At 55.0% G+C, this 19,494-nt stretch carries 19 protein-coding genes and 1 tRNA gene; 10 read left to right on the forward strand and 10 right to left on the reverse strand.

Annotated elements, in window-relative coordinates:
- Window positions 1-49: 49 nt before the first annotated feature.
- Window positions 50-322 (forward strand): Precorrin-3B methylase, encoded by a 273-nt coding sequence (locus IE099_RS08700; protein ID WP_189569527.1) that lies wholly within the window; start codon window positions 50-52, stop codon window positions 320-322.
- A 674-nt stretch (window positions 323-996) separates the two neighbouring features.
- On the opposite strand, the gene IE099_RS08705 is transcribed toward IE099_RS08700, so the two are convergent.
- The 4 genes from IE099_RS08705 to IE099_RS08720 all read right to left on the reverse strand — a co-directional run bounded on the left by IE099_RS08705 (window position 997) and on the right by IE099_RS08720 (window position 5,866).
- Window positions 997-1,743, reverse strand: coding sequence for a carbohydrate-binding family 9-like protein (locus IE099_RS08705; RefSeq protein ID WP_189569528.1), 747 nt, complete (start codon window positions 1,741-1,743; stop codon window positions 997-999).
- Between the two features lie 6 nt (window positions 1,744-1,749).
- Window positions 1,750-4,233 (reverse strand): DEAD/DEAH box helicase, encoded by a 2,484-nt coding sequence (locus IE099_RS08710; protein ID WP_229809448.1) that lies wholly within the window; start codon window positions 4,231-4,233, stop codon window positions 1,750-1,752.
- A gap of 447 nt (window positions 4,234-4,680) precedes the next feature.
- Window positions 4,681-5,214, reverse strand: a complete 534-nt coding sequence (locus tag IE099_RS08715; RefSeq protein ID WP_189569530.1) for a YbjN domain-containing protein — start codon at window positions 5,212-5,214, stop codon at window positions 4,681-4,683.
- 4 nt (window positions 5,215-5,218) lie between these two features.
- A complete protein-coding gene (locus IE099_RS08720) occupies window positions 5,219-5,866 on the reverse strand; it encodes a hypothetical protein (RefSeq protein ID WP_189569531.1) in 648 nt (215 codons plus the stop codon).
- A gap of 178 nt (window positions 5,867-6,044) precedes the next feature.
- Here IE099_RS08720 and IE099_RS08725 point away from each other — a divergent pair, with 178 nt between their 5' ends.
- Together IE099_RS08725 and IE099_RS08730 are read left to right on the forward strand one after the other, a co-directional pair.
- Window positions 6,045-6,833: a DUF1194 domain-containing protein gene (locus IE099_RS08725; protein ID WP_189569532.1), complete on the forward strand. Its 789-nt coding sequence runs from the start codon at window positions 6,045-6,047 to the stop codon at window positions 6,831-6,833.
- 39 nt (window positions 6,834-6,872) lie between these two features.
- Window positions 6,873-7,589: a hypothetical protein gene (locus tag IE099_RS08730; protein ID WP_189569533.1), complete on the forward strand. Its 717-nt coding sequence runs from the start codon at window positions 6,873-6,875 to the stop codon at window positions 7,587-7,589.
- 14 nt (window positions 7,590-7,603) lie between these two features.
- Here IE099_RS08730 and IE099_RS08735 read toward each other — a convergent pair whose 3' ends face one another.
- Both IE099_RS08735 and trpC read right to left on the reverse strand, forming a co-directional pair.
- Complete coding sequence (locus IE099_RS08735; protein ID WP_189569534.1) at window positions 7,604-8,068, reverse strand: hypothetical protein; 465 nt, start codon at window positions 8,066-8,068, stop codon at window positions 7,604-7,606.
- Window positions 8,069-8,872 (reverse strand): indole-3-glycerol phosphate synthase TrpC, encoded by an 804-nt coding sequence (trpC, locus tag IE099_RS08740; protein ID WP_189569535.1) that lies wholly within the window; start codon window positions 8,870-8,872, stop codon window positions 8,069-8,071.
- A 127-nt stretch (window positions 8,873-8,999) separates the two neighbouring features.
- Here trpC and IE099_RS08745 point away from each other — a divergent pair.
- Window positions 9,000-9,074: transfer RNA gene (locus IE099_RS08745), tRNA-Gly, on the forward strand.
- 230 nt (window positions 9,075-9,304) lie between these two features.
- Here the strand turns inward: IE099_RS08745 and IE099_RS08750 are convergent.
- A complete protein-coding gene (locus tag IE099_RS08750; RefSeq protein WP_189569536.1) occupies window positions 9,305-10,360 on the reverse strand; it encodes a PA14 domain-containing protein in 1,056 nt (351 codons plus the stop codon).
- A 339-nt stretch (window positions 10,361-10,699) separates the two neighbouring features.
- Between IE099_RS08750 and IE099_RS08755 the strand changes: the two genes are divergently transcribed.
- Window positions 10,700-11,179, forward strand: coding sequence for a YehS family protein (locus IE099_RS08755; protein WP_189569537.1), 480 nt, complete (start codon window positions 10,700-10,702; stop codon window positions 11,177-11,179).
- A 5-nt stretch (window positions 11,180-11,184) separates the two neighbouring features.
- Here IE099_RS08755 and IE099_RS08760 read toward each other — a convergent pair whose 3' ends face one another.
- On the reverse strand, window positions 11,185-11,433 hold the full coding sequence (locus tag IE099_RS08760) for a hypothetical protein (RefSeq protein ID WP_189569538.1): 249 nt from the start codon (window positions 11,431-11,433) through the stop codon (window positions 11,185-11,187).
- A 19-nt stretch (window positions 11,434-11,452) separates the two neighbouring features.
- Window positions 11,453-12,103: a peptide-methionine (S)-S-oxide reductase MsrA gene (gene msrA / locus IE099_RS08765; RefSeq protein ID WP_189569539.1), complete on the reverse strand. Its 651-nt coding sequence runs from the start codon at window positions 12,101-12,103 to the stop codon at window positions 11,453-11,455.
- 120 nt (window positions 12,104-12,223) lie between these two features.
- Here msrA and IE099_RS08770 point away from each other — a divergent pair, with 120 nt between their 5' ends.
- The 4 genes from IE099_RS08770 to sucB all read left to right on the forward strand — a co-directional run bounded on the left by IE099_RS08770 (window position 12,224) and on the right by sucB (window position 17,609).
- Window positions 12,224-12,517, forward strand: a complete 294-nt coding sequence (locus IE099_RS08770) for a hypothetical protein (protein ID WP_194598380.1) — start codon at window positions 12,224-12,226, stop codon at window positions 12,515-12,517.
- A 201-nt stretch (window positions 12,518-12,718) separates the two neighbouring features.
- Entirely contained in the window at window positions 12,719-13,216 is a 498-nt protein-coding gene (locus tag IE099_RS08775) for a GumC domain-containing protein (RefSeq protein ID WP_189569541.1), read from the forward strand.
- A gap of 130 nt (window positions 13,217-13,346) precedes the next feature.
- A complete protein-coding gene (locus IE099_RS08780) occupies window positions 13,347-16,148 on the forward strand; it encodes a 2-oxoglutarate dehydrogenase E1 component (protein ID WP_189569542.1) in 2,802 nt (933 codons plus the stop codon).
- A 12-nt stretch (window positions 16,149-16,160) separates the two neighbouring features.
- The gene (gene sucB, locus IE099_RS08785; protein WP_189569543.1) at window positions 16,161-17,609 is read left to right on the forward strand and encodes a dihydrolipoyllysine-residue succinyltransferase; all 1,449 of its coding nucleotides are present in this window, start codon (window positions 16,161-16,163) and stop codon (window positions 17,607-17,609) included.
- Between the two features lie 224 nt (window positions 17,610-17,833).
- Here sucB and IE099_RS08790 read toward each other — a convergent pair whose 3' ends face one another.
- A complete protein-coding gene (locus IE099_RS08790) occupies window positions 17,834-18,685 on the reverse strand; it encodes a TerC family protein (RefSeq protein ID WP_189569544.1) in 852 nt (283 codons plus the stop codon).
- A 120-nt stretch (window positions 18,686-18,805) separates the two neighbouring features.
- On the opposite strand from IE099_RS08790, the gene IE099_RS08795 reads away from it, so the two are divergent.
- Entirely contained in the window at window positions 18,806-19,486 is a 681-nt protein-coding gene (locus IE099_RS08795) for a YiiX/YebB-like N1pC/P60 family cysteine hydrolase (protein ID WP_189569545.1), read from the forward strand.
- Window positions 19,487-19,494: the final 8 nt, after the last annotated feature.

Genomic DNA, 19,494 nt, shown 5'->3' on the forward strand with positions numbered 1-19,494 from the left:
GGGGTTTCTTTTTTTCGACAGAAGAGGGAAGGTCGCTTAGGATTCGGCTATGCCTGCCAAGAAAAAGAAGAACAAGCCTCTGGTCGGCAATGCCTTGGTCAAAGAGGTGAACCGTCGCATTCGCTTGGCGCGGACCCAGTGGGATGCGCACAACAATGCCGCTTGTCGGCGGGAACGTCTCCGGGCCTTGAAGCTTTACGAAACTTTGAGCGAGGCGGAGAAAGAAAAAGTTCCTCAGACCCTACGCGTGTGGTTGCGCTACCGCAGTGAAAAATACTTCGGCGAAGGCCGGAATGGGAACGGTGCGAACTCGAAGGGGTAGGCCACCTCACGAATTTTTCGACGGTAGGGCTGTTTTGCCAAAACAGCTGCGAATGTTCGGGGAAGGTCCCCAGGCCTCCGGCCGTCGTCCGCGGGAGAACCTTTCGAACATCCCGGAACTCTCGCGGTCCTTTTATCAAAAGGACCCTACCGGAGCATGGACATTCCTGTCCATGAGCAGAGCCCCGGGGTGTCAGAGCCTTCGTTGGAGACGGGTTCGGTTCGGACGGTTTGATGTGGACGGTTTGATGCGGACGGACCGTCCCAGGGACAGGAATGTCCCTGCTCCGTCGGTAGGGCTGTTTTGCCAAAACAGCCGCGAATGTTTGGGGAAGGTCCCCAGGCATCCGGCCGTCGTCCGCGAAAGAACCCTTCGAAGACTCTTGAACTCACGTGGTCCTTTTATCAAAAGGACGCTACGGGAGCATGGACATTCCTGTCCATGAGCAGAGCCCCGGGGTGTCAGAGCCTTCGTCGAGACGGATTCGGTGCGGACGGTTTGATGTGGACGGACCGTCTCAGGGACAGGAATGCCCCTGCTCCGTCGGTAGGGCTGTTGTGCCAAAACAGCCGCGAATGTTTGGGGAAGGTCCCCAGGCCTCCGGCCGTCGTCTGCGGGAGAACCCTTCGAAGGCCTCTGAACTCTCGCAGTCCTTTTGTCAAAAGGACCCTAACTCAACAAAACTCCACCTCTCCCCAGCGAAGGGGCAGGTGCATGTTGACGGCTCCCTGCGGGCTCCAGACCCAGTTGTCCTCAGGGTGCTCTTGCTCCTCGGGGTTCAGGCTCTCAGCCAAGGGAGTGCCGTGGGGCGGAATACGAACATACTGGCCCTCGACGATTTCATGCTGCCACTGGACGCGTGAGTAATTGATTCGCCAGCGGTCCCCGCGCTGGGGCGGAGCGGCCCTTTCCTGATGATACTTGGCCAGTCCGGACCAAGGAATCGCGACTCGTGCCTCCCATCCCTGGTCCTCGCTGGTAGGGTTGTTGAGCTTGCCCCTGACGATCACCTCACGCTGCAATCCTGTGATATTGCAGCCTAGAATCGGGACTCCTCCTTCGCCGTAGGGCTTTGGCAATGAGAGCTCCCAAATCGTGCCCAGCGCGTTCATCTCGAACTCATAGTAGTTCAGGCCATCGCAATCGGGATCGATAAAAATCTCGATGTCGTTGTCGTGAAACATGACCTCATTCTGCTGGGTAATCGTGCCCCAGACATGGGGTTCCTCCATTTCAGCGAGGAAGTAGAAGAACTCATCGTCCCAAGCCATCTTGACCCGGGTGCGAAAGCGGGGCGCCAGTGCGGGGTCGCCGGTGATGTCGACGAAGTCCTCGCTCCAGGGAATGGTGGCCCAGTCCTGTTGGTTGTTCAGGCGCTGGCAGCGATAGTGGCGGCGGTGGGATTCGTTCCAGTGGTTCATGGGCTGTTAGAATAGGGTGAGGTCTTCCAAGTGCAGGCTGTTTTCCTTCCGGTGAAAACGGAAGCGGACCATCGCCACGGGTTCAGATTCGTCATTGAGGAGAGACTGCTCGTAGTTCTCACCGTCCTGCCGCAGATGCTTCTTGTTGCGGGCTTCGGGGTCGAGTCTGAGATGGCGGAATTCCTCGAAGAAGCCATCGAAGAGTTCATTCAGGCGGGGGACATTCCAGGCTTCCCCAGCGTCGTCAGTGGGCGCAATTTCGGCCACGGCATCCTCCATCCGGTTGTCGGAAACTGCCTTGAGGAAGGTCCAGATTCGCTGATGGGCAGTCGGCAGCTTGGGGGCGGGTGGGGGAGTTTCGGCTTTCTTGCTTTCATCCGAGGTCGCCACCGGACCGTCCTTTAATGCCTGCCATTCGTCTAACAGCGAGGAGTCGGTGTTGCGTACGAGACTCTCCAGATGCTCCTCTGCAGCCTCGAGCTCCTCCGTTTTTTCGGCAGGGGGCACGGTCTGGGAAAGGACCTTGTAGACTTCAGAAAGATGCCGCAGCAGGATGGCCTCGGATTTCTCCAGCTTGTAGGTCTTAATGTAATCTTCGAAACTACTATAGGTCTCGTAGATTTCGCGTGCGATGGACTTGGGGCGAATGTTCTCGCTATCGAGATAGGGGTGGGTGGCAGCGTATTCGTTGAAGGTCTGATAGATAAAGTCTGAGCCGGGTTTGGGGTATTCGATTTTCTCCAACTCCTCCATGCGCTGGTCGTAGTTCAGCCCGTCCTCTTTCATCTCCGCCATGGCTTCGTCTTTGGCGATTTTGACTTGGGCCCGGAGTACTTGGTCGGGGTTCTCGAGGATGGATTCAATCAGCGAAAGCACGTTCAGGGCATGCTTGGGATCTTCCTTGTCGAGCTTGGGAATGGTGTCCAGCAGGTAGAGACCCAAGGCTTGGTTGAGGGAGAAGTCTTGTTGCAGATCGATATTCAATCGCACCTTCTGGGGACCAGAGCGTTGCTCGGGTGGGATGATTTCCAGAATGTTCCCGCGCACCAGATTGAAGAAGAGTTTCCGCGCCGCAATGCGATGCTTCTTCTTTTTGGCCTCGGACTCGTGACTGCGGTTGATGATGTCGCGTAGGGCGAGGCAGCCGTCTTCGTGTTGGCGTGACAGGACGTGTAGGATGAGGGACAGACTGACTTTGAAGGAGGATTGCAGGGGCTCGGGTTTTGAGTCCATCAGCTTGTTGTAGGTCGTGTCATCCCAATGCACGTAACCCCGGTCGGGCGGAGTCTTTTTGACGAACTTCTTTTTCTTGCCCGCATTGGCAGCAGCTTTGGCTTCCAGCTTGAGGTTTTCCACGACATGCTCGGGAGCTTGCGCAACGACGTAGCCAATGTCGTCAAACCCCCGGCGACCGGCGCGGCCTGCGATTTGCTTGAAGTCGCGCACCGGCAGGATGCCAGTCCCTTTGCCATCGTATTTGCACAGCTGGGTAAAGACCACGGTGCGGATGGGCACATTGACCCCGACTCCAAGAGTGTCGGTTCCGCAGATCACTTTCAAGAGGCCACGCTGAGTGAGCTTTTCCACCAGGAGGCGATACTTTGGCAGCAGCCCCGCATGGTGAAGTCCCACTCCATGGCGAAGAAAGCGCGCCATCTCCTTGCCGTAGGGCGAGCGAAAGTCGCCATCCACCAGGGCGGCGCTAATTTCCTTTTTCTCCTCTTTGCTGCAGAAGTTCTGCGACAGGAGGCTCTGGGCCGTGCGGGCGGCGGCGAGTTGAGTGAAGTGGACCAGATAGATGGGGGCTCGATTGGCTTCCACCAGCTCCGCGATTCGTTCCTCCATGGTGGTGGTGGAGTATTCGAACTCGAGGGGGACGGGGCGCTGTTCGGATTGAATGAGAGCGGTGGGGGCGCCAGTGAGATCCTCGAGTTCCTTAATGAAAAACTCCGGGCTGCCGATGGTGGCCGACATCAGGAGGAAACGACTTTGGGGCAAGGTCAGCAAAGGGACCTGCCAGGCCCATCCGCGCGAATGATCGGAGTAGTAGTGGAACTCGTCGATGATGACATCGTGCACTGGCGCAGTCTCGCCATCACGCAGGGCCATGTTGGCGAGGATCTCCGAGGTGCAGCAAATGATGGGGGCGTCGGGATTGACGGTGGCGTCTCCGGTGACGAGGCCGACGTTCTCGGGGCCGAAGGTTTTGCAGAGGGACAGAAATTTTTCGTTGGCCAGCGCCTTGATGGGCACGGTGTAGTAGCTGATGCGGCCCAGACAAAGTCCCCGGTAGTGGAGGGCGGAGGCGACAAGCGATTTTCCCGATCCGGTGGGGGTATTGAGAATCACATTCTTGCCTTCGAAGAGCTCCAGAATGGCGTTCTCCTGGTGGTCGTAAGGCTCGATGCCGGATTCGATGAGGTAGTTGAGAAAGTTCTCCAACGCCTCTTCCGAGGTGATGGGGGAGTCAGGCTTGGTCAAGGCAGGCACGGGGGCAGTGTGAACATCTCGCGCGCAAGGTCCAACTTCGATCGGGGAAGTTTTTTGTCTAAAAGGCTCATTTTCCATCTCGGACTTTCTCGGAGTGCGGACAGCTTGCTTTCGCTATGGAGTCGGATGAATTTTTCACGGACACTGTTCCCGTGACGGACAAAGCTTGCTTGTCCGGAGCAGGAAAGACCTTCGATTTGCGGGACGGTTGCCCATCCTCAAGGCTCAGGGTGCTGAAGTATCAGTCGATGTTCGGCGGGAGAATGATACTACGCCGTTACTGGGCTTTATCGCGAACTTCCTTCTCTTCTTCGAAGGGTAAAGGTGATCCGAGCAAGCAAGCTTTGCTCGTCCCGGGAACGTCCTCTAACAGAGTCTATCCACCGCAAAGCGGAAGCAAGCTGTCCGCACTCCGAGAAGGCGTTAGAACTCTTTGGGGCTGTTCTTCTACAACTCCTCTTCCTCGCCGTCCCATTCGCCGTCTTCGTCGGGAATTGGTGGTAGCAAGTCTTCGCGGAGAAGGAGCATCTCGATGGAAAGGTCGGGAAGGACGTCGGTCTTTGTTTTCAGAAGCACGTTCGCGAGGGGGACCAGACGATCCAATTCCGCGATTACGGCATGAACCATGGTCGCGATGATGTCGGCATCATACTTCTCTTTCTCGAACAAGTTGGTGATTCGAAAGACCAAGAGTTGGCGATCGAAATCATATTCGAAGCCGCCCAAGGTGAGCTGTTTGTTGGCGCGCATCACCAGCTCCAAAAAGGCTGTGAGGTGAGTCTCGGCGGGCTGAATCGGGGTCTCGCCGACGATGGCGAGGGCATTCAGGTTGGTAAAACTCTGCGCGAGCAGGTGAACGCGGGTGTGATGGGCCTCGAACTGGGTCTGCAAGACCTCGCGGCCTTCGATGACTTCGTGTTGCCAGCCATTCTGGCCGAAAGCATCGATAACGGAGTTGAACTGAATGGAGGGTGCGAGCATGGGCTCAGAAGGAAACCGAAGCGGTCTCGCTTGCGCTAGTCTTTTCTGTTCCGCGAGGGGCGATGATGTGGCTGATGACGGGGTTTTGGGCGTCTTTCAGCAAGCGGGCACGGGAGCGAAGCCCGACCTTAGCGTGAAAAGGAGGCTCCCAGGAGGGAGTAATGTCCGCGAGCTCGCTCTCGGTGAGAAAGCGGCGGAAGTCGGACTCGATTTGTTCGCGGTTGTTGTTCATGTCCTCTCCGAAGCGGAGATGAAAGACTGGTTCGGTGTAGCTGACGATCAGGTTGTTGTCTTCCACCGGGGTGCAAACGAAGCGGGCGTCCGGGGTGGCGGTCTTTGAGAGGATGCGCAATGCCTCGTTTTTAATCGTAGCCGTATCTTTCTTGCCTTCAATGACCACGCAGGTCCCATACTTGAAGAGGACGAATGCGCGATTGTCTTTCACGTTCTTGGAGCAGAATTCAGCGAGTCGATTGTCGCTGCCGTAGTTTTTCGCTGAGGTCGTTTGAGAGCTTTTTTTCTTTCCGTAGTTTTCGGAATAGAAATGGGTGAGGCCAATTGCGACCAGGGGGATGAGAGCGGCCAGAGTGAGGCTTAAGCGCGCGCTGATGCGATCAACATTCTCCGTGGGGAAGGAAGTTTTCTTAGTCATGGATGTGAAGGAATAGGTGCGAGAACGCATCCCGTGAAGGCGGTCCCCACACACAAAAGTAGCTGTGCAAGAAATTACTTAAAGTTGTTTACAATTCAAGGTTTATTAACTAATGTTTCCTTGCTGCTACTTGTTTCTGTTCATGACATCACCCTTTTTAACCGTGCGTTCTCGGCACATGAAAGCGTCTGCTTTGGTGTTGGGGATAGCCTCCGCTGTGCCTGCTTTTTCCGTTGAAGTGGACACCGAGTTGTTGATCCTGGTGGACACTACTCGCTCGATTGGTAATCGCGAATTCGACAATGTGATGGAGGGGATTGCTCGCTCGTTTGAGAGTGGGCCGGTGCTGGATGTGATTGGCGATGGCGCAATTGGTTCAATCGCGGCTTCTCTGGTGTTTTGGTCAGGCAGCAATGAGCAGTTGACGGCAGTGTCCTGGCTGGAGGTGAGCGACTTGAGTTCCGCTGCCCAATTTGCTGCCGCAGTGCGTTCCGCTAGTCGTCCGTTCTCCGGTCAATCTGCAATTGGTTCGGCAATCGCCTATGGTGCGGGGCTCTTTGGGACTGAGACAGGTTCGTTGGCCAATGGATTTGAGTCGTCATTTCAAGCCATTTCTTTCTTCGGGGATGGTCAGGACAACAATACTCCCGGGCGTGGCAACCGTGAGGCTCGGATTCGAGATGCTCGTGATGGAGCGATCGCAGCCGGGGTTGATGAGGTTTCGGCGGTGCTGCTCAATACGAGAAATCCGCAGTTTCAATCTTACTATGAGGACAATGTTCTGGGCTCGAGCGGTGAGACTGTGCCGAGTCTCGCACTCGTTGATCCAGGTAATGTGGATCAAATCGCTCTGCAGCAGAGTTTGGCCAGTAGCCTCTCGGGCTCCTTGTCAGTCGTGCCGGAGCCCAGTGTGATTCTTTTTTGCGGAGTGTCGGGCTTCTTCTTTTTCAATCGGAGACGCTGTTAGGCGAGGTTCTGAATAAACGCACAAATTCATAAACCCAATATGAGAAAAGGAACAGCCCAGAAGATAGACGAAGGTCAGCTGACCCTCTTCACGCTCGATGACCCAAAGGATGCCGAAGAGGCCATTCCCGAAGGAGCCTATCGGGTGGTGGGGGATGAGGTCCTGGCTCAACGTCTGGATCCTGAATGTTGGGCGAAGGCCTTGGCGGGAGGGGGCCGAACCAAAGACTCGGCGCTGAGTCTCTACGCCAAGTTGCGGGCGGAAGCGTTGGCGGAAAATTTGAATTGGAAAGAGTCCAAAGCGCGTGCTTTGGAATTGAGAAAGCTGACAGCTGGAGCGCCGGAGTCTCACTTCCAGACTCGGATTGTCTGGCGAAAGCGTTTCTCCTTGATGTGGGACTTTCTGTTCTGGCAAATCTTGCTTTCAGTGAGTGGGGTCGGTCTGTTCCTGGCGCTTCTGGCGATGGGGCCCGATTCCCGCTGGTGGCCGGGCTTGTTGCCATTGGTCGTTGTCTCGGCCTTTCTCCAGCTTTCGCCGGTGTTGTTTTTTGCACTGGGAAAATTGATTGTGGGGCGGGTCAGTTACAGTCAGGCCTTGGGGCTCACCGCCGTTTGTCTGATTTCCTTGGGGGGGTATTTCGGAGTCCAGACCATGATGGGAAAGCAAGCCCCTAGCTGGCTGGTCGCGACTATTGACAAGTCGGTTGAGATGGAGCCCGAGGAGGCCTCGCCGGAGCCTTACGACGAGGAGTTTTAGCCTGCGCGGCGTTTCTAGTCGCCGTCTTGAAATCGTTCTTCCATTCTGCCTTCGATGGCAACGTCGAGGAGGCGAATTGATTCTTCACTCATCGGGGCAAGGGAGAGAACCGCGCCTCCGGTTTCCTCCTCGTTGAAGTGGAGGTAGAGGCGCTTGCCGACTACTTCGGCGTGGTGAAATTCTGACCATGACCAGAGCCGGAAGTTTGTAGCAGGTTTGAAAAAGGGGAAGAACTCGACCCCGACTGGACTCAAGATGAGAAAGGCGTGTTTCGCACATCGATAGGCGAGCCAAAAGGAGCCGGCGGCAAGAAGGATTCCGGGAATCATGTGCCAATAGCGAACCGGCGAACCTGTTCCCCAGCGGGCCGTGGCATACAGGGTGGCGGTTAGACCAACGAAAATTGCTCCCGCCAGCGCAAAGCGCAGGGCTTGAGCCGAGCGCGTGAAGCGAATTTCCTTCTCGGGGTTAGAGACCATTTAGGCTGTTTCAGGTTCTTCCAGGGTGAGAGAGAGAAACTCTTGGATGGTGTCGGCAGGAATGTGGGAGCGCATCAGGGTTTCGCCTACGAGAATGGCATTTGCGCCATACTCCAGCACCTGCAGGGCGTCCTTGGCATCGCGAATTCCTGATTCCGAGACCAGAATGACATCGTCGGGAGCTTCTTCGGCAAGTTGTTCGGTGGTCTTGAGGTCTGTCTGGAAGGTTTTCAGGTTCCGGTTATTGATTCCTAACAGGTCAATGCGGTCCAGCTCCAGAGCGCGTTCCATCTCGGGGAGATTGTGAACTTCCACGAGGACATCCAGCTGGAGGCCGCGGGCGGTTTCGTAGAGCCTCACCAAGTCTTCCTGATTGAGGGCGGCGACGATGAGGAGGATGGCGTCGGCTCCGGAAATGATGGCTTCATGAATTTGAAGCTCGTGGATGGTGAAGTCTTTGCGAAGGAGGGGGCAGGTCGGCTTTTCCGCGATTCGGCTCAGATAGGCGAGGGAGCCCTGAAAGTATTTTTCATCTGTTAGAATGGACATGCAGGATGCGCCACCATCGATGTAGCGGTCGGCTTGCCGGATAGGATCGAAGTCCGGATCGATCACTCCTGCGGAGGGGGAGGCCTTTTTGATTTCGGCAATCACCCCCAGTTGATGGGGGCCTCTGTCCAATGCAGACCGGAAACCGCGAAAGTCGTTTCTTTGCAGGGCAGCGGCCTTCAAGAGGTCGGCTCGGGGGAGGAGGGCTTCCACCTCAGTTTGTTTGTGGGCGATGATTTCAGCGAGTTTGTCCATATCAAGCGGGTTGAAAGGGTTCTCTGACAAAGAGAGCGTCAGGTCGAGTGACTTTTTGTCATTATGTGTGAGTTTTCTCTTGCGGGCCTCCGGAATTTTAGTATCGTCCGCGTCCGCGCAGGAAAAAGCGGGTGTAGCTCAGTGGTAGAGCGCGACCTTGCCAAGGTCGATGTCGTGAGTTCGAATCTCATCACCCGCTCCATTTTTCCTTCCTTTTTGCCCGAAAGGGCTGCGCTGGAAGAGGGCTAGATTTTGGTTTGTTCGCTTTCCTTCCCAGGTTTTGAAATGCGTTTCTGATCCGGATTTTTCTCTGTTAGAGAAGGTTGTTAGATCTTGAAGCGATTGTGAAAAGTCCGTCGCCAAAGATCAGCCCCGAGAACTCACAGGGTGAATCCTCAGGGCCGCTGAATTGGAATCTTCGAGAATTCTAGGCTATCGCTTTGAGGTCTTGGCGCTGCGGAACACGGGCACCTTTTCCCACTCGAATTCATAGGAACCGAATTTGGACTTGATATCCTGTTGAGTGGCTGGGTCCAAGGCTTGGGTCGTGAAGAGGGGAAGAATTGGGCGACCATTGGGGTCTTTGCGGTAGTTTTCGTTCGCCTTCTCGACCTGCAGGAGGAAGCCAACCATACCGCCGGGGCGCTCTCCAATGGCGAGCTCCATCTCAATCTTCTGTCCCGCTCGCAGGTTGATCCAATCTCCGGCGATGAGGCGGGCGTTGGCCAAGGGGGAGTCCCATTCTCCGCTCTTCTTCTTTTTGTCCCAATCGCCTGCGATTCTTTGTTGGATACTTGGCCAGCAGGCATAGAGCCGGACTTTACCGTTGATGGTGACGCTCAGATAGTCGTCCGCAGCGCCAACGAATCGATATCTTCCGCTTTCTGGAACGATAACTGTTCCATTGTATTGAGCCATCCATCCGCTCGGTTTGATTTCTTCTTCCGCGCCAAAGTATCGGGGGCCCTCAGCGGCATTCGAGTAAGGAATGGCGAGATGGGTGAGAGATAGCTCAAAGGGTGCCCGAAAGTAATCGTTGAGCATCGAGTCCGGGAACTTTCTGTCATGAAGTTCGGTTATGATTTTAACATACTCATCGCCCCGGGAGATGGCAGCTTTGTCGGTAGGATAGTCAGTGTTAGGCGTTCCTCCCGCTCGCTGTTTGAAGTCGTAAAGACGGCCTGCAAGGGCGCTATCCAAGCTTCCTCTACTTCCGAATCCGGAGCCACTTCCCGGACCACTGCCGGTGCCGCCAAAGCCTGCTCCGAAGTCGTCACTAAAGCCGATATCCAAGGAGGGGACGGCCGGCGCTTCTTCGGGGACGGGAATGGAGACGGGCGCAGTGGTCATCGCTGCGATGGAGCGTGATGACGCTGTGGGCGGTGCGCTGGGTTGGCGTGAGATGGATGGGAGAGTCGGCTTCGTGGGAGGTTGTGAGGTCTGAGTCTTTCCCCGGTAGGCAACGAGGTCGGGAGTGGTTAACTTCATGCTGGGAAGAATCCAAAAGAATAGCACTGAACCACAAAGAATAATAGCTAACAATGCGATGAGAAGTGAAGATATCACGGAGCGGAACCGCATCCGTTGAAGTTCCAAAGAGGCTTGTGGACTGAGTTCGACATGCATGCTCATGTCCTTGGTAACTATTGGGGGCGAATTCTATTAGTTGAAAAATGAATGTTTATTTATTTTTGCAAATGACCGCTAAACGGAGGCAAGGGAGAGCCAGATTCGAAGGGTGCTCGAATAGGAGAGGGCGAAAGATTCTTTCTAATTGTCTGTGCAAGGACACGGGTCTGGTCTTTCTCTTTTGCGAGACCACACCCTATGACCAAAAACGACATCCTCCGCCGCTTGCGATATGCACTCCAAATCAATGATGGTCAAATGGCCGAAATTATCGGGCTCACTGGTGAAAAAGTGGAGGCGGCTCAAGTGTCGGCTTGGACGAAGGGGGAGACTGATAAGGGCTATGAAGAGCTGTCCGACCGGATGCTGTGTCGGTTTCTGGATGGGCTCATCATTCAGAAGCGGGGTCCTCGCCCCGACGGTTCAGTAGCGGCTCCGCTCGAGTTTCTTTCAAACAACGAAGTGCTGCGAAAGCTTCGTATCGCCTTCGAGTATCGAGACGAAGATATGAACAAGGTCTTTGAGCGGGTGGAATTCGTCGTTACCAAAGCTGAGCTGAGTTCCTTCTTTCGCAAAGAGGGCCATCGCAATTATCGCAAGTGCCCCGAGCAGGTGTTGCGGAAGTTTTTACAAGGGCTGAGCAAAGGAGTGGGGCAGCCCGAAGAGGAAAAATCCTGACCGGTTTAGCCCTCTTGGTTGAGGCCTTCCTTGAGTTCTCTCACTCCGACTGGATCCGCGAAGAGCATCACGTATCCACAGTCTTCGCAAACGCTGGCGTCAACCTTTGCCCGATGGATGCCCTTGAAGATCCATGCCTTGGGGAATTTGTAGGATTCCAGCGAGAGCGAATCTCGTCGACCGTCGCCAGGAGAATATTTGTCGACTGTGAGCGCTGTTAGAACGGTCTGGCTTTCGTCGCCAGGTGTTTCCACTGTTGGAAAGAGAGACTTCTTACTTTTTCAGCTTCAGCTTCTCCAGTTTGGGCTTAATGACGTATTGGCAGTAGCCCGCATTCTTGTTCTGGAAGTAGTAGTCCTGGTGTTCTTCGGGAGCGAGATAGAATTTCTCAGCCTTGCGCACTTGGGTCACGATAGGCTTGTCGAACTGCTTCTGAGCATTGGCAAGAGAGGCTGTGATGACCGCTTTGTCTTCATCATTGTGATAGAAAATCGCGGAGGCGTATTGAGGGCCTTTGTCGTTCCCTTGTTGATCCTTGGAGGTGGGGTCGTGAGAGGCCCAGAACCATGCCAAGGCGTCGCCCAAGGAAAGCTTGTCGGGATCATAAACCACGCGAATGACTTCAATATGACCGGTTTGTTTCCCGCAGACCTCTTCGTATGTGGGGTCCGAAACGTGACCACCGGTGAAGCCGGAAACAACCGAGTGAACTCCTTCCAATTGCTGGAAAACGGCTTCCACACACCAGTAGCATCCTCCGCCGAGGGTGATCGTTTGAAAGCCTTCGGGGACCCCTTCTTTATCATCGATGCTGGCTTTCAGCTTCACGTTGGCTGGTGGGGCGGCAGCTTGGGTCTTGGGTTCACAGGAGGCGATGGAGAGAAGGGCGAGGGCCGCCAGAAATTGGGTGAAAATTGCTTTCATTGTTCTACTGACGAAAAATTACGACACATCTTCCGCAGGGAAAGTGATTTTTTGTCATGGAAGGGTGAATTGGAGCTGAATCTTCTTGAGCCCGTCGTCGTCATCGCAAAAGGAAGCGGGATGGAAACAAGAGTGCTCTTGCCGGAAGGGGAAGCCCCGGCGACGATCAAGGAAGTGGTTTTGGCTCTGCAGGCGCAGAAGCTGTCGGTCCGCCATGACAAGAAGAATTGGGGGGACTGGCTGGTATTTGAGGCGGCGGAGACTGTTGTTTCCATTGAATCGAACCGGGGATTGACCAGCTCGGCTACCATTGAGGAGGCCGAGGGGGAAGAGGACCTGAGTCTCGCAATCGTGGCAGCCTTTCGAAAGCTAGGCTGGGAAGGCGAGGATGAGGATGGGCGCTATCCGCTGTGAAATTTTTCAATTTTCCATCAGCGATGACAAAGGGGTAGGTAAGGTATTTGAACCAACAGGTGTTCTCGCTTCGCTGGGAAAGTTGGAGCGATGGACGCCAGAGTAAATCAATCGAGCAAAGGGTGGCGGACGGTCGCGCTGTTTTTTTTCCTAGCATTCCTTGGCGGGTTGCTGTGTTGGCAATTGCAGTCGGCTCGAGCGATGGAGCCGCAATATGAAAGCACGGCGGTATTGCGGCTGGCTTCACCTTTGATCGCGACTCCTGAACTTGGTTCGAGCTATATGGCCCGTGAGATGGAGGCCATGGTTTCGGACTCCGTTCTGCAACCAGTCGTCGAGCGTTTGCGCTTGGCTGACGAGTGGTCGGTGACCGCCGAGCAAGCCGTGTTGTCTTTGCGGGAGCGGACGGAGGTGACTTCATTAGGGAATGAAGAAGAGGTCTCCCGGGTAGCTCTCACCGTGCGCGCTCCCAATGCGGAACTCACGCGCGAAATCGCTGCGGAGTTGGCTTTTGAATATCAACAGCAGGGAAATTTGCGTGCTCAGGAAGACGCTGAGAGGTTTTTGAAAGCGTTGAACGAAAAAATTGCCGAGCAAGAAAAGCGAGTCGAGGAGAAGCGGAGAGCGCTGGATTCCCTAGAAAAAGCGACTGGCAGAAGGATGTGGGAGGCTCGCGATGGGGGCTCGATCAGGGGTTAAAAGTGGGGTCTGGAAATTGCAGTCGTAGAAGTTTACGAGCGTGATTGACTAAAACGCTTGCGGCCCTTACCTATACGCCGCTTCCGGCGGGCATCAGTTCGCTGGATAAGAAGACTTCTTCCACCCAAACATGAGTTCCTCTGTATCGGCGCGACTGAACGCCAATCTCTTAGACGAGAATTACGAGCGCTGGCTTGCCGATCCTCGTTCGGTAGACGGCACTTGGGCCGCATTTTTCGAAGGTTTTGAACTTGGAGTCGTGCAAGCGAAGCCCAAGGGCCAAGCCGAGCCCGCCAAGTCCGCTCCCGCAACTGATTCCGGCGCCGCCACTGTTGGTGCGGGGCTGACGGGCGATCATAATCTCAACTTTCTCGGACGTGTAGTCAGTCTGGTATATAATTACCGGACTCTCGGGCACACCCAGGCTCATATCAATCCATTGGAAGAGGTTGCTCCGGTCAACCCCCGTTTGGAGTTGGACCGTTTTGGATTTACGGAAGAGGAGTTGGACCGGCCGACCGCTACCCAATTTTTCCGTAAAGGGGAGGAAATGACCCTTCGTGAGATGGTGGCCCTCTTGAAGGAGACCTACTCGGGCTCGATTGGCTTCGAGTTCATGCACATCCACAACACCGAGGTTCGCAACTGGATCCGCGAGCGCGTCGAGCATCGCAACGAGCGTGAGGGTATGGATGAGGAGCAGCAGGCGCAGGCTTTGCGCTGGCTTTTCGAGGCAGAGATCTTCGAGCAGTTCGTTGGCAAGCGATTTCTTGGAGAGAAAAGATTTTCCCTGGAAGGGGGAGAGGGCGTGATGGTCCTCCTCAATCGAGTTTTGCAACTTTGCCCCTCGCTCGGGGTGAAGGAGATCGAGATGGGTATGGCCCACCGTGGTCGCCTCAACGTGCTGGCCAACTTTGTGAGGAAGAGCATTCGCACTCTTCTCTATGAGTTCACTCCCAACTACGTCCCGGATCTGGTCGCTGGTGATGGCGATGTGAAGTATCACTTGGGTTACGAGAGCATGCGGGAGGTCAAGGATGGCAAAGTCAGGGTCAATCTTGCGGCCAATCCCAGTCACTTGGAGGCTGTCAACGCGGTCGTCGAGGGGAAAGCCCGGGCGCGCCAGCGCGTCATCGGTGATGATGGGGTCAAGACGGATCGCAAACAAGTTCTGCCGCTTCTTCTCCATGGAGACGCCGCTTTCGCTGGTCAAGGTTCCGTCGCGGAGGTGCTCAACCTTTCCCAGCTACCAGGCTACCGCACTGGTGGCACGATCCATCTCATCATCAACAATCAAATCGGCTTCACCACCATGCCTGCGGATGCCCGTTCATCGAGCTACGCGACGGATGTGGCCAAAATGATTGAGGCACCAATTCTGCACGTCAATGGCGAGAAGCCGGAGGAACTCTGGTGGGCCGCGCAGTTCGCGATCGAGTTCCGCCAGCAGTGGGGACGTGACATCGTGATCGACATGTATTGCTATCGTCGCCAAGGCCACAACGAGACCGATCAAGCTGCCTTCACCCAGCCACACATTTATCGTAAGCTCGATGAGCGCAAGACTGCGGGCCAACTCTATCGAGAGGAACTCGCCGCGTCCAAGGTGGTGAACAAGGATAAGGCTGACGAACTTCACGCCAAGATTTGGGCTCGTCTCGAGGCTGGTTATGAAGACATGCGCCGTCTCGAAGAAGAAGGGGAGCGCACGGTCTTTAGCGGTTCGACCGCAGTGGAGCAGGAAGCTTACAAGCACGACACAGTCATCACCGGAGTAGGCGAAGACAAGCTCCGCAAGGTGGGCAACGCTTTAACCGACATCCCGGTCGACTTTAGCTTGCACCCCACTCTGAAGAAGCGATTTGTCCCACGCCGTGCTCAGGCCATGGCCGAAGGACAAGGGATTGACTGGGCCTTGGCTGAGGCTCTGGCCTTTGGAACCTTGCTTTTGGACGGGTATCCCGTGCGTCTATCCGGTCAGGATTGCCGCCGGGGAACCTTCAGTCAGCGCCACGCGGTTTTCTACGACCACAACACCAGAGAGCGCTACACTCCCTTGAAGAATATTGATGGGAACCAGGCGAAGTTCTGCGTTTACAATAGTCTCTTGTCGGAGGCAGCTGTGCTCGGCTTTGACTACGGTTACTCTCTGGGATGTGAGAACATGCTGATTCTGTGGGAAGCTCAGTTTGGTGACTTTGGCAACGGAGCCCAAGTCATCATCGACCAGTTCATTGCTTCCGCTGAATCCAAGTGGCAGACCCCAACCGATTTGGTAATGCTCTTGCCTCACGGTTACGAGGGTATGGGGCCGGAGCACTCTAGCGCACGTTTGGAACGCTTCCTGCAACTGTGTGCGGAGAAGAACATGGTCGTCGGCAACTTCACTACCCCTGCGCAATATTTCCACGCTTTGAGAAGGCAGAAGTTGCGAAGCTTCCGCAAGCCTTTGATCCTGATGACTCCCAAGAGTCTCCTGACCAAGCCCGAGGCAGTATCCAGCTTGGCAGAACTGGCCGAAGGCACCTCGTTCCATGAGGTCATTGGCGATTCCGAGATGGAGGCCAAGGCCGCCGAGGTCGAGCGTATCATTTTCTGTTCAGGAAAGGTCTATTACGACCTCATCGAATATCGCGCGGCGAATGGAATCGACAATGCCGCGATCGTTCGGGTGGAGCAAATCTACCCTTATGACGAGGAGTCCATCCTGAATGCGACCAAGGCCTACACCAACAACTCCAAGTATGTCTGGTGTCAGGAAGAGCCTCTCAATATGGGAGCCTGGACCTTTATCGGGCCTCGTCTGGAAGATACTTTCGATCATCGCATCCGTTACGCGGGTCGCGACCGTGCCTCGAGCCCCGCCGCCGGCTCCAAGGCTATGCATAAGCGCGAGCAAGCAATGCTCGTGGAGGAGGCTTTCCAAGTTTAACGAATCAATCAGATGGCAGAGGAAGTGAAAATACCGCCCTTCGGCGAGTCGATTACCACCGCAAATGTTTCCCGTTGGCATGTGTCCGACGGAGACTTCGTAAAAAAAGGGGACACCTTGGTTTCATTGGAAACGGACAAGGTCTCCCAAGATTTGGATGCGGATGCGGATGGAGTGATTAAAATTCTCGTCGAAGAGGATGAAGAGGTGGAAGTCGGGGCTGTAATCGCCGAGATTGATACCACTGCCAACGCATCGGGCTCCTCCAGTAGTGGGGCCGAGGCTGCGCCTTCCGAGGCAGGTGGCGAGGCAGGCTCTGCGGAGGCTGGCTCAGGCGAAGTCCATGACATCAAGATTCCTCCCTTCGGCGAGTCGATTGCTACTGCCAGCCTCGCGGCTTGGAAGGTTCAGTCCGGCGATTTTGTCGAGAAAGGGGACACTTTGATTTCTCTCGAGAGCGACAAGGTCTCCCAAGATCTCGAAGCTGATTACTCTGGTTTGATCGAGATTTTAGTGGAAGAGGGTGAAGAGGTTGAGATTGGCACAGTCATCGCACGATTGACTGAAGGAGCCGGTGGTTCCTCTGCTTCCGCTCCCTCCCAGCCTGCAAAGACCGAAGCCCAGCCTGCGGAGGCGGCTCCCGAAAAGGCGAAGACTGCTCTGGCCTCGGCTGCGGCCGAAACCGCTCGAATCAAACCCAGTTTGAGTACTTCTGCTCCTCCTTCCAATTCTTCCCCGGCTTCTTCGGCCGGAGTGCAGGAAGGACGAAGCACTCGGAAAAAGATGAGCATGCTGCGTCGCAAGATTGCCCAGCACCTTGTCAATGCCCAGCAAACAGCCGCGATTCTTTCGACCTTCAACGAGGTGGATATGAGCGCGATTATGAAGCTGCGCAAAGAGGTGCAGGAAGAGTTCGTCTCGAAGCACGGAGTCAAGTTGGGCTTCATGTCTCTTTTCACCAAGGCAGTGGTGCATGCTCTGAAGGAGACTCCCGGTATTCGCTCCTTTATCGATGGGAATGAGATTATCGAGAACGATTTCTACGATATCGGAGTTGCAGTTGGAACGGACAAGGGGCTGGTTGTGCCGGTCATCCGTGATTGTGATCAGAAGAGTTTCGCCGATATCGAAAAGGCCATTGCGGAAGCGGCAGGCAAAGCCAAGGACGGCACGATGCAAATCGAGGATTTGCAGGGCGGCGTCTTCACCATCTCCAACGGAGGAGTTTACGGTTCATTGTTGAGCACTCCGATTCTGAATCCCCCTCAGAGTGGTATTCTCGGAATGCACACCATCCAGCAGCGGCCTGTTGCGGTTGATGGTAAGGTGGAGATTCGTCCCATGATGTATCTCGCCCTCAGCTACGACCACCGCATTGTCGATGGTAAGGAAGCGGTGACCTTCCTCATCAGCATCAAGAATAGCTTGGAAAATCCAGCGCGCTTGTTGTTGGAGTGTTAATTTAAAAATAGCAGGGCGGCTACGCGCCGCCCTGTTGCTTTAGTCCGAGAGGCGTTTGCCTTCGGGAAGTTAGGACAGCGGCAATGGCCGCTGTTTTTTTTTCTCCCTGTGTGTTTGCAGAAAAGAGCGTGCGCTCTTCGCCTAACTCGAGGCAAAAAAACCGGGCCACGAATGACCCTGTGTTTCAATTTCTGTTGGGACCGCGAAGCGGGAGGATGTTCCGGCTAGTGGTTGGGATGACTCAGCGCAGCTTCTTGCTTGGCGAGAAGCTTCTTCTGGTAACGACCCTGTACGATGTCGGTCAGGACGAGGACTGCGATCACGAAGTAGAAAGTAGTCTTGGTCATCGGCACGATCTCGTTCCCGGCGATGTGCAGGTGGGAGAGGTGACCGCCTTCGGTTATCAGCATCACACCGACGATGAAGAGAACGAAGAGACCGAGGACCTCATACATCCGGTTTTTCTGCAGGAAGGATGCGACTTTGTCGGCGAGCCAAATCATGAGAATACCGCTGATGACAATGGCGATAATGATGAGACTGATGCGCTGTTCGCCACTGTCTTCATCCTTGGCTAGAGCCATGGCTGAGAGAATGGAGTCGAAGGAGAAGATGACGTTCATCGCTACGATCAGGGAGACAGTCTTGGCCACCGAGGCTGGCTTGTGGTCGCCATGCCCAATCTGATGCTCGCCGATCATGTGGAAAATCTCTTTCACCGCAGTGTAGAGAATGAAGGCTCCACCCACGAGGACGATGATGGCATGGAGATTAAACTCGCCATCGACAATGCTGGAAATGGTTCCTGTACTTTCGGCGCCATGGAAATTCTTCGGTTCCATCTCGCTGCCAAACTGAAGGTGGAAGAGCGGATCTTTGAAGTTCTCGACCAAGGCCACCACGATAAAAAGTAAAGCGATGCGAAAGCCCACCGCGAGGCCGATGCCCAAGCGGCGGACGTAGGCCTGCTTTTCCGGAGCCACCCTTTTCGACTCGAGCGAAATATAAAGGAGGTTGTCGAAGCCGAGAACAGCCTGCAGCAAGATGAGCAGAAAGAGGGTAATCACGTATTCCATATCGTCAGCCTAGGAAAAAGCCGCCACTAGGCAAGCGGGGGGATTGACTGTCTTGTCAGACAAAAGTTCAGCCGGCGGGCGTTGATCCTTTGTCGAAGGTCCTCTTTCTCTTAACTTCCGATGATGACTCTTTTTCCCAAATCCCGTTCCTCGCGTTTGCGGGTGACCCTTCTTGCTATGGTTGCCATGTCCTTGCTTCTTTGGAATTGCGGTTGGGCGGTGGCGGCAAAGGTGACCTATCAACCCGTGGAGGGAGATGTTTTGTTCCAGTCCCTGCCGAGTGGTCCCGGGTTGGATGTGATCGACGCGATCGAAGGTTCCACCGAGTGTCCCTTCTCTCACTGCGGGGTGGTGGTGAAGAAGAACGGCGAGTGGTTTGTCCTCGAGGCGATGGTTCCAACCGTGCAGGAGGTTCCTTACGGTCGTTGGATCCAGCGAGGGAAGGGACGATTTGCCGCTTATCGACTAAAGGAGGCTCGACGGCTGATGATTCCGGCTTGGATCAAGGAGATGAGGAACCAGATGGGGTTGCCCTACGACTTTCGCTACCGGATGAGTGATGAGGAAATCTACTGTTCAGAGCTCCCCTTCGATGCTTGGAAAAAGTTGACTGGAGAGAATATGGGTAAGGTGGTGAAGCTGGGCGACCTGAAGTGGGAAAAGTATCGCAAGGTCATTCAGGAGATTGAGGGAACGACCGAGATCCCTCTGGAGCGGGAAATGATTACGCCGAGAGACTTGGCAGGAGCAGAGCAGCTGGAGCTGGTGCTCGAGAACGGTCTTTCCCAAGGAGGGAAGTAGAGTCGAAA

This window comes from Roseibacillus persicicus (assembly GCF_014651675.1).
Classification (GTDB): domain Bacteria; phylum Verrucomicrobiota; class Verrucomicrobiia; order Verrucomicrobiales; family Akkermansiaceae; genus Roseibacillus; species Roseibacillus persicicus.

Bases quoted from the DNA above. Each gene is read 5' to 3' on its own strand.
- IE099_RS08700 (WP_189569527.1), top strand. From the start codon at position 50: ATGCCTGCCAAGAAAAAGAAGAACAAGCCTCTGGTCGGCAATGCCTTG.
- IE099_RS08705 (WP_189569528.1), bottom strand. From the start codon at position 1,743: ATGAACCACTGGAACGAATCCCACCGCCGCCACTATCGCTGCCAGCGC.
- IE099_RS08715 (WP_189569530.1), bottom strand. From the start codon at position 5,214: ATGCTCGCACCCTCCATTCAGTTCAACTCCGTTATCGATGCTTTCGGC.
- IE099_RS08720 (WP_189569531.1), bottom strand. From the start codon at position 5,866: ATGACTAAGAAAACTTCCTTCCCCACGGAGAATGTTGATCGCATCAGC.
- IE099_RS08725 (WP_189569532.1), top strand. From the start codon at position 6,045: ATGAAAGCGTCTGCTTTGGTGTTGGGGATAGCCTCCGCTGTGCCTGCT.
- IE099_RS08730 (WP_189569533.1), top strand. From the start codon at position 6,873: ATGAGAAAAGGAACAGCCCAGAAGATAGACGAAGGTCAGCTGACCCTC.
- IE099_RS08735 (WP_189569534.1), bottom strand. From the start codon at position 8,068: ATGGTCTCTAACCCCGAGAAGGAAATTCGCTTCACGCGCTCGGCTCAA.
- trpC (WP_189569535.1), bottom strand. From the start codon at position 8,872: ATGGACAAACTCGCTGAAATCATCGCCCACAAACAAACTGAGGTGGAA.
- IE099_RS08750 (WP_189569536.1), bottom strand. From the start codon at position 10,360: ATGAAGTTAACCACTCCCGACCTCGTTGCCTACCGGGGAAAGACTCAG.
- IE099_RS08755 (WP_189569537.1), top strand. From the start codon at position 10,700: ATGACCAAAAACGACATCCTCCGCCGCTTGCGATATGCACTCCAAATC.
- msrA (WP_189569539.1), bottom strand. From the start codon at position 12,103: ATGAAAGCAATTTTCACCCAATTTCTGGCGGCCCTCGCCCTTCTCTCC.
- IE099_RS08770 (WP_194598380.1), top strand. From the start codon at position 12,224: ATGGAAACAAGAGTGCTCTTGCCGGAAGGGGAAGCCCCGGCGACGATC.
- IE099_RS08775 (WP_189569541.1), top strand. From the start codon at position 12,719: ATGGAGCCGCAATATGAAAGCACGGCGGTATTGCGGCTGGCTTCACCT.
- IE099_RS08780 (WP_189569542.1), top strand. From the start codon at position 13,347: ATGAGTTCCTCTGTATCGGCGCGACTGAACGCCAATCTCTTAGACGAG.
- sucB (WP_189569543.1), top strand. From the start codon at position 16,161: ATGGCAGAGGAAGTGAAAATACCGCCCTTCGGCGAGTCGATTACCACC.
- IE099_RS08790 (WP_189569544.1), bottom strand. From the start codon at position 18,685: ATGGAATACGTGATTACCCTCTTTCTGCTCATCTTGCTGCAGGCTGTT.
- IE099_RS08795 (WP_189569545.1), top strand. From the start codon at position 18,806: ATGATGACTCTTTTTCCCAAATCCCGTTCCTCGCGTTTGCGGGTGACC.